The organism is Mesorhizobium sp. ES1-6 (assembly GCF_020164775.1).
In the GTDB taxonomy this organism is placed as follows: domain Bacteria; phylum Pseudomonadota; class Alphaproteobacteria; order Rhizobiales; family Rhizobiaceae; genus Mesorhizobium.
Genome location: NZ_JAIUGU010000015.1, coordinates 160,695 through 170,738, shown reverse-complemented (window position 1 = coordinate 170,738; position 10,044 = coordinate 160,695). Strand labels below are relative to the sequence as shown.

The following is a 10,044-nucleotide window of genomic DNA, read 5'->3' as shown; positions in this document are numbered from 1 at the left end:
TGGTTGGCACCGTTCGAACCAAAGTTGTCGCTACCGGCGAAGGCGCTGCCGGAAAGGGCCAGAACGGCGGCGGCAGCGATGAGGATCTTGTTCATTCTAAATACTCCTGAATATTTTGAAGTCGGTCGGGCCGGCGGGCGAACCCACCGGCCGTGGGATCGGGATTAGTGACCGAAGAGGTTGCGGTCGCTGCCCTGCTGAACGGGCGCCTGGGTGGCCGGAGCCGACTTGCCGATCGACGCGGTGGCCGCGTTGTCGGTCGAAGTGACAGCCGCCTGGTTGGCACCGTTCGAACCAAAGTTGTCGCTACCGGCGAAGGCGCTGCCGGAAAGGGCCAGAACGGCGGCGGCAGCAATGAGGATCTTGTTCATTTCAAATACTCCTGAATTTGTGGCGTCCACCGGCGCGACAGGGCAACCCCGCCGCGTGCCGGGAAGCGGCTGTTAGTTGTTGCCGAAGAGGTTGTGATCGGCACCCTGGACAGGCGTCTGAGCAGCCGGCTGCGACTTCTTGGTCGAAGCGGTGTACGAGCTGTCGACAGAGGTGGCAGCGGGGGTCGCGGCGCTCGAACCATAATGGTCGCTACCAGCAAAGGCGCTGCCGGAAATAGCCAGAAGGGCTGCGGCAGTGAGAACAATCTTTTTCATTTTGGGTACTCCAGTATTTTTCCGTCCGTCTAGCGGCGTGTCTTGGGATTAAAAATCGCGTCGTTCGGACAGCCCCGATGTGGGAGAGCACCTTTGCCGTTTCCAATCACGAAGTTGTTCCGCGTGGACCATGACTCCACCACTTGAAATTGTACCAGGCCCTTTTACGTCCATTGTTTTTCTTCGCTATATCAACCGGTTAACTGGAACCACCGCTTCGATCACCGACGGTGTCGGAGACCTTGCGTTCACACCGTCCTGCACGCACCGTCAACAGAAACGAACCGTTCGGTTCGATTTTAGAATCTGCTAATAGTCACTTTTCGTAACCGTTAACCTTTTTCGCCGCCGGCAACGGGTAGAAAACGTGCCGGTGCGGCTTCCCATAAAGACGCTTCCATCCGCCGGAACCATCCAGCATGCGTGTCGCGCCGCATGGAGGCGATGTCGCTTTCATGCCGATGTCGCAAACCCTGTCGTGATTAAATCATTCCATCTCAGGTGCCGCTGCGTGACGACGGAGCGGAGAATTGGGAAGCCGGTCAGATTCCGGCGCTGCCCCCGCAACGGTGGTGGAGTTCAAGTCGCAACGGGAGACCACTGGGCGAAGGCCTGGGAAGGTGTCGCGATGGTCCGCAAGGACGACTCCAGAGCCCGGAAACCAGCCCGAGATCGCTAGAACTCGACTGATCGCGGTGGGCGGTCAAGGGGCGGATGATGTTTGTCCGGCTTTTGCCGGCTCGCGCTCAATCCTTCCTCCATCACCACCAGTTCAGTCCTTGAAAATGAGGACAGGACATGGATGCGCGCAACGACATGCTGAGGCTCTTGAACAGCCGCAGACAAGGCTTTTCGCTGGAACAGCCCTTTTATACCGACCCGGACTACTTCAAGCTGGACATGGAGCTGATCTGGTATCGCGACTGGCTGTTCATAGGCCATGATTGCGAGTTGCCCAAGCCGGGCAGCTTCATCACCGTGCAGATCGGCGACTATCCGGTCGTGCTGGTGCGTGACCAGCAGGGCAAGATCAACGCCTTCCACAATTCCTGCCGTCATCGCGGCAGCCGCGTCTGCAACAGCGACAAAGGCATGGCCGCCAAACTGGTCTGTCCTTACCACCAGTGGACTTACGAGCTTGACGGCCGGCTGCTGTTCGCCCGCCAGATGGCCGACGGGTTCGACAAGAGCCAGTTCGGGCTGAAGCCAGTCGCCTGCGAAAGCGTCGCCGGCTATGTCTTCATCTGCCTGGCCAAGGAGCCGGCGGACTTCGCGCCGATGCGGGCGATGATCGGGCCCTATCTGCAGCCGCACCGGCTCAGCGAGGCCAAGATCGCCTTCGAGAGCACCATCATCGAGAAGGGCAACTGGAAGCTGGTCTGGGAAAACAACCGCGAATGCTACCATTGCGCCGGCAATCATCCGGAATTGTGCAAGACCTTCCCGGAAGCGCCGACCGTGACCGGCGTGCAGGGCGCCGACAGCGATCCGGAAATGCTGGCGCATTGGGCCAAATGCGAGGCTGTTGGCTTGCCCAGCAAATTCCGCATCGACCCGGCTGGACAATACCGTGCCACCCGCGCGCCGTTGCTGCGCGATGCCCAGAGCTACACGATGACGGGCAAGCGGGCGGTGAGGAAGAACCTGTCCGACAGCGTCTCGGCCGACCGGATCGGCACCTTGATGCATTACCACTATCCGACGACCTGGAACCATATCCTGGTCGATCATGCCGTCACCTTCCGTGTGCTGCCGGTCAGCGCCACAGAAACGGCGGTGACGACGAAATGGCTGGTGCACAAGGACGCGGTCGAGGGCGTCGACTACGATCTCGCCGAACTCACCCATGTCTGGACCGAGACCAACGACCAGGACCGCCGCATCGTCGAGGAAAACGCCTTCGGCATCCTGTCGCCGGCCTATGAGCCCGGCCCCTATTCGGAGCTGCATGAAGGCGGCGTCATCCAGTTCGTCGACTGGTACGCGCGCTTCATCGGCCCGCGCCTTGCCGAAGGCGGCCGGCCGGCGCTGCGCAGCGTGGCATGAGAGGCTGAGGGATGAATGCCATGACCGACCTTGGCCTCTATCGCCATCTCGACCAGATGGCGCCGTGGAACGACAGGCTGCAGGTGCTGGAAGTGACCGGCGTCAGCGATGAGGCGCCCGGCGTCAAGACCTTCACCTTCCGCTCCGACAACCAGACCTGGTTCCGTTACAAGCCGGGCCAGTTCGTGACGCTGGAACTGCCGACGCCGGACGGTCCGCTGATGCGCACCTACACGCTGTCGTCGTCACCGTCGCGGCCGTTCTCCATAGCGGTGACGGTGAAGGCGCAGGCAGGCAGCATCGGCACACGCTGGATGTTCGATCACCTGACCCCCGGCTCGCACGTCAAGGCCTATGGACCGAGCGGCGATTTTTCGTTGCACAGCCATCCGGCGGCGAAATATCTGTTCATCTCGGCCGGCTCCGGCGTGACGCCGATGATGTCGATGCTGCGCTGGCTGAACGATTGCGCGCCCTGGACCGATGTCGGCTTCGTCAATTGCGCGCGGCGTCCCGAAGAGATCATTTTCCGCAAGGAACTCGAACTTTTGGGCGGCCACATGCCGGGCCTGTCGCTCGGCTTCATGATCGAGGAGCGGTCGAGCCGCGAGGGCTGGTACGGCCATATGGGCCGCATAGATGCCATCCGGCTGCCGCTGCTGGCGCCCGATTTCCGTGAACGCGAAATCTTCTGCTGCGGCCCCGATCCCTTCATGCGCGCCGTGCGCGGCATGCTGGAGGCCGCCGGCTTCGACATGGCGAGATACCATCAGGAAAGCTTTGCCGCGCCGACCGTGGAGGAAATCCCGGCGCCGTTCGCCTCGCCGGAGCAGGACGGTGCGGCAGCTCCCGTCGAAGCAGCAACACCTATCCGCTTCGCGCTGTCGGACGTCGATGCCGAGTGCGTCGCCGGCCAGACCGTGCTGCAGACGGCCCGCGCCTCGGGCGTGCGGATCCCGGCAGCCTGCGAATTCGGCCTGTGCGGAACCTGCAAGGTGAAGAAAGTCTCCGGCGCCGTCGAGATGAGCCACAATGGCGGCATCCTCGATCACGAGATCGACGACGGCTTCATCTTGGCCTGTTGTTCCAAGCCACTGTCGGCACTGGAAATCGAGGTTTGATCCGGCTGGCCTTCGACTGATCCCGCATATGGCCGGCGCCTTACCGGCAAAGGTTACCTTGCCAAGGAACAACCGAAAGTTTACAGGCGTTGTCGGTGGAACGGGTCCTGCTGGCGGGCAGGAATGCTAAGCGGGGCGACAATGATGCATGAATCCCATGCCTATGCGGTTGCGAGCCGGGATATCGTTTTCGAATCCTTCGATGGCGAGGCCGTGGTGCTCAACCTTGCGAATGGCAAGTATTTCGGCTTCTCCGATTCCGGCAGCAAGGTGTGGCAGGCGCTTTCGTCCGGAATGGACGCCCGGGCTCTGGTCGGGCTTACCGCGGGCGGCTCGACAATAGGCGAGGCCCAACTCGATCACTTCATAGCGCAATTGCTCGAACTGGGCTTGCTGGTGCCTTCCGACGCGACGGTGCAGCCATTGCCGGACGAATTGGCCGCCGAGCTGGCCGCCACGAACGAGCCGCTCGATGTGAGCATTCACGACGACCTCGCCGACCTGATCATCATTGATCCCATCCACGAGGTCGAGGAACCACTCGGCTGGCCGGCGGTCAAGCAGGCTTCCTGACGGGCCGGCCGCTGCCGTGATGGAAGGCGCTTGATGCCGCGCGTCACGCTGGAAACCTTGCCCGATTACGGCCGGTATCTCCTCGCCGCCGCCGAAGATGCGGGCTTGCGCTATCCGACCACACGCAAGGTCAGCCTGCCCCTGTTGGAACTGACCGTGCATCTCGGTCACGGCGTGCTTGCCGATGCACTGGGCCATGCATTTGTCGAGGCCGGGCATGATCGGCCCGAACCGGCCGCGTGCCGCGTCTTCATCGCTCATCCCGGCATCCACGGCATTCCGGAGCCCGCGCGATGGGGCGACGCGCATTTCACCGAGCACGGTTTTGCCAAACGGCTCGCCGAAGCCGGGTTGCGCGGCCACTATTTCCACGACCTGGATTTCTGGCAGATCTACGATCCGCACCGTAGCGTTGGCGTGCAGCTGATGGCGTCGGCCGATGCCTTTCCGCCCTGGGAGCCGGGGGCGCCGCTGCGCGCCTTCCTGCACTGGGAATATGCCGCGCGCGGCATGCGGCTGACCCATGCCGGCACGCTCGGCATCGACGGCAAGGGTATCCTGCTCGCCGGCGCGGGCGGGGCGGGGAAATCCGGCACTGTCGCCGCCGGCCTGCTCAATGGGCTCGACAGTGTCGGCGACGACTATGTGCTGATCGATCTCGTCGGGGGCGTGACCGCGCGGCCCCTTTTCTCCACCCTGAAACAGGACGCGCGAGGTTTCGCGCGGCTGGGCCTGCAACAGAGGCTGGCTGAGCAAGGCCCGCTGAACTGGCAGGGCAAGCACACGTTTCACATTGGCGACGTAACGCCCCGCCCGGTGCCCGCGATGCTGGACATCGTCGCGCTGGTGGTGCCACATATCAGCGGTGGCGGAGCAAGTTCGATCATGCCGGTGTCACGCAGGGATGCCATGATTGCCTTGGCGCCGTCCGGCATCGCCCAGATGCCGGGCGAGCGCGAAAGCGGCTTTCGCTTCTTCAGCGAATTGACCCGCCTCTTGCCGTGCTTTCGTTTGTCCCTCGGAACCGACCCGGCAGAAATCGCCGGCGCGATCGAGAATTTCCTGACGCGAGGCCTCTCGTGAAGCTCAGCGTTATCATGCCAGTGTACAATCGCGAGCGCTATGTCGTCTCGGCGCTGCGCTCCCTGATCAGGCAGCGCGCTGACGCCGACTTCGACATCATCGTCATCGACGACGGCTCCACGGACGCCTCGGTGGAGGCGATACGGTCTGCGATGCGCGAGGCGTCCTGCATCCGCCTGGTCCTGCAACCCAATATGGGCGTCGCGAGGGCGCGCAACGCCGGGCTTAGACACTTGCCGCCGGATGCCGGGTTTGTGTCGTTCCTCGATTCCGACGACATCTCGCTTGCCGGACGCTTCAAGACGGATCTGGCTTGCTTCAAGGCCGAGCCGGGCCTTGACCTGACCTACTCCCTGATGACCCTGGCCGAGCAGATAGACGATGACACGATGGAGCCGGTAGCGGGCAGTCGCACTGTAACGCTGCGCGGAATTTCAATGAGCACCGGCCTGTTCAGCAGGGCGCTTATCGATCGCATAGGCTATTTCGACGAGGAATTCGATCAGTGCGAGGACACTGACTATCTGTTGCGCATCTTCGAAACGGGTCCGAATTACCGCCTTCTGGAGACGGTCGCGATCTACTACAGGCGCCATGCCGGCAATATCACCGGGAAGCGCGAGAGCCGGCTCCGCGACCACATGCGGGCGATCCACAAATCGATCCGGCGACGCAGGGCCAACCCATCCCTGCGTGAGATTCCCGGCATTTTCGAGCTCAAGAGCTCGCCCGACTGGCGGGGGCTTTAATGCGGTATATCTCGCGATCAAATCGGATGGTGCAGCAGCGGCCGCGAGGTCACGGATGAGGCTGAGCGTGATCATGCCGGTCTACAATCGCGAAGCCTATGTCGGCGCCGCGCTGCGTTCGCTGCTCAGGCAAGGCGACGCCGCCGATCTCGACATCATCGTCGTCGACGACGGTTCGACCGACGGTTCGGTCGAGGCCGTGCGCGCGATGATGCATGATCATTCCTGCATCCGGCTGTTCCGGCAAGAGAACATGGGGGTGACACGGGCGCGCAACAGCGGGCTCAGGCTGCTCAAGCCCGAGGCAGACCTGGTGTCGTTCCTCGATTCGGACGACATCTCGCCGGCCGGGCGCTTCGAGGCCGATGTCGCGCTTTTCCGGAAGAATCCCGATCTCGATCTGACCTACTCAAGGATGATGCTGGTCGACAAGATCGATGACGGGATCCTGGAGCCCACGGCGGACAGCAACAGCATCACGATTCGTGGCATTCACCTGTCGGCGGCGATCTTCGCGCGCCGGCTCGTCGCGCGCATAGGTGATTTCGACGAGGATTTCGTCCAGGCCGAAGACACCGACTACCTGCTGCGCGGTTTTGAGATCGGCCCCAGATACGTGCTTCCCGACACGGTCGCACTCTACTACAGACGGCATGCGGGCAACATGACGAGGCAAGAGGACGTCCAGTCGCGGGAATTCCTGCGCGCTATCTATAAATCCATGAAGCGGCGCAAGGCCGACCCGTCGCTCCGGCCGATCGAAGGTATCTTCGAGCTGGACAAACTGACAGATTGGCACTCCCTGTGATGGACGGATACGGCGTCGTCATACCGGCCTTCAACGCCTCCGGCACCATCGCCGAGACGCTGCGGTCGGTCGCTGCCCAGACCGTGCGGCCTGAGCTGGTGGTGATCGTCGACGACGGATCGACCGACGACCTCGCCGCGGCGATCGGCGGAACGGACCTGCCGCTGCGCCTGCTGCGCCAGGAAAATGCCGGTCCGGGCAGCGCCACGACCAGGGGCATCGCCGCGCTGTCGACGCCGTTCATCGCGACGCTCGACGCCGATGATCTGTGGTTGCCCGCCAAGATCGGAACACAGCTCGCGCATCTCGAAAGATTTCCCACGGCATCGGGAGTTTTTTGCCAATGGCGGAATTTCCGCAATGATCGGCCAGATGCGCCCGAAGGCGCGGCTCTGCCCGGCTGGTCGCGGACCACGATGCTGATCCGGCGCGAGGTTGCCGAGACCGTCGGACCCGTCGTCGATCCGCCGGGCGGCCGTGGCGAGATGATCGACTGGATCGCGCGGGCACGCGAGGCGGGCCTTGCCCTCGACATGATCGAGGAGGTGCTGGCGCTGCGTCGAATCAGACCGGGCAGCCTGTCCTACGGGCGCGATGCCACGCGCGACCGGGGCTACCTGGAAGTGGCGCGGCTGGCCATGCTGCGGCGGGCCCGAAACAAGGCCGGCGCGGGCTGATGGCGCGCATTCGCCGCATCGGCCGACGCTTCCCGGACTATGGCTGGTCCTGGCCGACGGGCGGGCTCGACCAGTTGCTCAAGGCGGCGCTTCTTGCCGACGACGACGCGGCCGCCGGTTGCGCGATGGAGTGGCTGAGCGCGAACGACATCGACCTCGTCTCCTTCAGGGAGCATCGGCTGCTGGCCGCCATCTGCGACCGGTTCGGCCGGAAATTGGCCGGGCATTCCGCCTATCCACGTCTTGTCGGCCTGCAAAAGATGCTGTGGACCAAGTCGCGCATGGCGATGCGCGAGGCCGAACCGGCGCTGCAGGCGATGACCGAGGCCGGATGCATGGTGATGCTGATCAAGGGTGCCAGCCGCATTGCCTTGAACGCGTCGGCGCAGCGGGGCCGGGTGGCACACGACATCGACATATTGGTCCGGTCGCAGGACATGCCGGCGGCGTTCGACGTGCTGCGCGAGCGCGACTGGCAGATCGCCACCGGGGTGAGCCCGCAATATCTGAGGACAAGACTGGCGTCCTTGCGCTCGATGAACTTCTTCAAGGGCAATTATGGCGATATCGACCTGCACCAACTCGCCTATGACGGTTCCCAGCAAAGCGACGAGGACGACGGGGCCATCTGGCGGCGGGCGGCGGCGGCCGAGTTCAGCGGCGTCGGCGTTCTGGTGCCGTCGCCCGCCGACCGCATCGCGCTGGCGATAGCGCATGGCGGGCTCGACGCCCACACGCACAGCGATTGGCTGGTCGATTGCGCGGTGGCCATTCGCGCCGGCGACGTCGACTGGGACGTGTTCCTCGATATTGTCGCCAGGCGGCGCCTTGCCGTTGCCGCGGCAGTGGCGCTCTCCTACCTAGCGCTCGAGATTGGCGTGACGGTGCCGGACAGCGTGCTGGCGCGCGTGCTGGAGATGGCCGACCGCACCGGCCTGTCGCGCTGGTCGGCCGTGCTGCAGGCCAAGCCGCGAACCGATTTCGGCAGGCTGGCCTGGCTGTCGCGCGGTTTTGCCAAGCAGTTGCGGCTGAGACGCAAGAGCGGCCGGCTGCGGCAAGAACCGCCGACCAAAGCCTGGCGTGGCCGTCGTGCCAGCCGCGTGTCGCTGGGCGCGGCCTCGCCATCGGCATTCTCCCAAGCCATACCCTGCCCACCGACGGCCGGAGACATGATGCTGGACATCACGATCCGGGTCAGTGTTCCGCCGATCCGGCGCCGCATCGAAATGGAGATCAATGCCGACGATCATCATGTCGCGCGCCTGCGCGCCATGGCCATCAGCCGGTCCGGAGGCGACCGGGTGCTACATTTTCGCGGCAAGGTGACGCTCGACGGCCGACAGCATGCCCTGACGCTGGAGGCGCGACCGTCCCGGCAATTCCGCCAATGGGAAGACCAGGCAACGGTCGCGGCCTATGGCGCGCTGCCTTTCCAGCTGGTCTCGGCGGCTTTTTCGCCGCTGCGCTGAGACGTTGCCGCCAAAGGCAGCAGGGCCGGAGCGCGGTAGAGGCGCCCGCGGCTATACGGTGTTTCCCTCAGGCTTCGTTACCCGCCGCAGCGTCAGGTTGATCCTGCCGCCGTTCTTGAGCAGCGCCGAGGTCGAAGGGTAGATGCGGTCGACGCCATGGAAGGCAAGACGGCCCTCGCCGCCAAGCACGACGACATCGCCGCTTTTCAGCCTAAACGATTTGGTGGCGCCGTCGCGCGTCGTCTGGCCGACCCTGAACAGGCAGTCGTCGCCGAGCGAGACGGAGACGACGGGGGCCGAGAGGTCGGCCTCGTCGCGATCCTGATGCAGGCCCATCTTCGCGTTGGGCGTGTAGAAATTGATCAGGCAGGCCTCCGGTAGAGACGGATAGCCCGCCACCTGCCGCCACAGATCGAGCAGACTGCCGGGGATGGGCGGCCATGGCGTCCCGGTCACGGGATGCGTCGGCTGGTAGCGGTAGCCGCGTTCCTTGTCGGTGACCCAACCGAGCGGACCGCAATTGGTCATGCGCACGCTCATCTCCTTGCCGGTGCGCGGCATGGCCGGCACGAACAGCGGCGCCTGCTGGACGATGGCCCTGACATCCTCGACCAGCGCCTCCTGCACCTCGCGAGACAGATGGGCCGGCATGTGGCGGACGCCCTTGGGCAGAACGAGCAATTGGCTCACCTTTCGAATGTTCGGACCCGCAAGATGCCACCATCGGACGCCGAGGGCGACCCGAAAGCAGTCGTCGATTTCACTGAAATTGCCGAGGCGGGAATGCGCGGTGAATTCGTCTCACCAATAAGCCAGAGGCGTTGACGGGTAAAGATGATTAACTTAGTCAAGATTTTGAACTTGAGTGGCT

11 protein-coding genes and 1 riboswitch are annotated in these 10,044 nt (G+C 63.7%); of the genes, 8 read left to right on the top strand and 3 right to left on the bottom strand.

The window, feature by feature from the left end:
- Positions 1 to 164: 164 nt before the first annotated feature.
- Complete coding sequence (locus tag LB564_RS28110; protein ID WP_224542414.1) at positions 165 to 371, bottom strand: DUF680 domain-containing protein; 207 nt, start codon at positions 369 to 371, stop codon at positions 165 to 167.
- A 72-nt stretch (positions 372 to 443) separates the two neighbouring features.
- Positions 444 to 647, bottom strand: coding sequence for a DUF680 domain-containing protein (locus tag LB564_RS28105; RefSeq protein WP_140702895.1), 204 nt, complete (start codon positions 645 to 647; stop codon positions 444 to 446).
- 482 nt (positions 648 to 1,129) lie between these two features.
- Positions 1,130 to 1,332: riboswitch (cobalamin riboswitch) on the top strand.
- 113 nt (positions 1,333 to 1,445) lie between these two features.
- On the opposite strand from LB564_RS28105, the gene LB564_RS28100 reads away from it, so the two are divergent.
- The 8 genes from LB564_RS28100 to LB564_RS28065 all read left to right on the top strand — a co-directional run bounded on the left by LB564_RS28100 (position 1,446) and on the right by LB564_RS28065 (position 9,173).
- Positions 1,446 to 2,693: an aromatic ring-hydroxylating oxygenase subunit alpha gene (locus LB564_RS28100; RefSeq protein WP_224542413.1), complete on the top strand. Its 1,248-nt coding sequence runs from the start codon at positions 1,446 to 1,448 to the stop codon at positions 2,691 to 2,693.
- Between the two features lie 20 nt (positions 2,694 to 2,713).
- Positions 2,714 to 3,814, top strand: coding sequence for a hybrid-cluster NAD(P)-dependent oxidoreductase (locus tag LB564_RS28095; RefSeq protein WP_224542412.1), 1,101 nt, complete (start codon positions 2,714 to 2,716; stop codon positions 3,812 to 3,814).
- A 141-nt stretch (positions 3,815 to 3,955) separates the two neighbouring features.
- Positions 3,956 to 4,387, top strand: coding sequence for a PqqD family protein (locus LB564_RS28090; protein ID WP_224542411.1), 432 nt, complete (start codon positions 3,956 to 3,958; stop codon positions 4,385 to 4,387).
- Between the two features lie 33 nt (positions 4,388 to 4,420).
- Entirely contained in the window at positions 4,421 to 5,470 is a 1,050-nt protein-coding gene (locus LB564_RS28085; RefSeq protein ID WP_224542410.1) for a serine kinase, read from the top strand.
- On the top strand, positions 5,467 to 6,219 hold the full coding sequence (locus LB564_RS28080) for a glycosyltransferase family 2 protein (protein WP_224542409.1): 753 nt from the start codon (positions 5,467 to 5,469) through the stop codon (positions 6,217 to 6,219). Before LB564_RS28085 ends, LB564_RS28080 begins: the two co-directional genes overlap by 4 nt.
- Positions 6,220 to 6,274: 55 nt before the next feature.
- Positions 6,275 to 7,027 carry a glycosyltransferase family 2 protein gene (locus LB564_RS28075; protein WP_224542408.1) on the top strand — a complete coding sequence of 251 codons (753 nt, stop codon included), beginning with the start codon at positions 6,275 to 6,277 and terminating at the stop codon, positions 7,025 to 7,027.
- On the top strand, positions 7,027 to 7,704 hold the full coding sequence (locus LB564_RS28070; protein ID WP_224542427.1) for a glycosyltransferase family 2 protein: 678 nt from the start codon (positions 7,027 to 7,029) through the stop codon (positions 7,702 to 7,704). The genes LB564_RS28075 and LB564_RS28070 overlap by 1 nt, the downstream gene beginning before the upstream one ends.
- Positions 7,704 to 9,173, top strand: a complete 1,470-nt coding sequence (locus LB564_RS28065) for a nucleotidyltransferase family protein (RefSeq protein ID WP_224542407.1) — start codon at positions 7,704 to 7,706, stop codon at positions 9,171 to 9,173. The genes LB564_RS28070 and LB564_RS28065 overlap by 1 nt, the downstream gene beginning before the upstream one ends.
- Before the next feature lie 51 nt (positions 9,174 to 9,224).
- Here LB564_RS28065 and LB564_RS28060 read toward each other — a convergent pair whose 3' ends face one another.
- Complete coding sequence (locus tag LB564_RS28060; RefSeq protein ID WP_224542406.1) at positions 9,225 to 9,854, bottom strand: alpha-ketoglutarate-dependent dioxygenase AlkB family protein; 630 nt, start codon at positions 9,852 to 9,854, stop codon at positions 9,225 to 9,227.
- Positions 9,855 to 10,044 lie beyond the last annotated feature (190 nt).

Excerpts from the sequence above, each read along its gene's own strand:
- LB564_RS28110 (WP_224542414.1), bottom strand. The coding sequence starts at position 371 with ATGAACAAGATCCTCATTGCTGCCGCCGCCGTTCTGGCCCTTTCCGGC.
- LB564_RS28105 (WP_140702895.1), bottom strand. The coding sequence starts at position 647 with ATGAAAAAGATTGTTCTCACTGCCGCAGCCCTTCTGGCTATTTCCGGC.
- LB564_RS28100 (WP_224542413.1), top strand. The coding sequence starts at position 1,446 with ATGGATGCGCGCAACGACATGCTGAGGCTCTTGAACAGCCGCAGACAA.
- LB564_RS28095 (WP_224542412.1), top strand. The coding sequence starts at position 2,714 with ATGACCGACCTTGGCCTCTATCGCCATCTCGACCAGATGGCGCCGTGG.
- LB564_RS28090 (WP_224542411.1), top strand. The coding sequence starts at position 3,956 with ATGATGCATGAATCCCATGCCTATGCGGTTGCGAGCCGGGATATCGTT.
- LB564_RS28085 (WP_224542410.1), top strand. The coding sequence starts at position 4,421 with ATGCCGCGCGTCACGCTGGAAACCTTGCCCGATTACGGCCGGTATCTC.
- LB564_RS28075 (WP_224542408.1), top strand. The coding sequence starts at position 6,275 with ATGAGGCTGAGCGTGATCATGCCGGTCTACAATCGCGAAGCCTATGTC.
- LB564_RS28070 (WP_224542427.1), top strand. The coding sequence starts at position 7,027 with ATGGACGGATACGGCGTCGTCATACCGGCCTTCAACGCCTCCGGCACC.
- LB564_RS28065 (WP_224542407.1), top strand. The coding sequence starts at position 7,704 with ATGGCGCGCATTCGCCGCATCGGCCGACGCTTCCCGGACTATGGCTGG.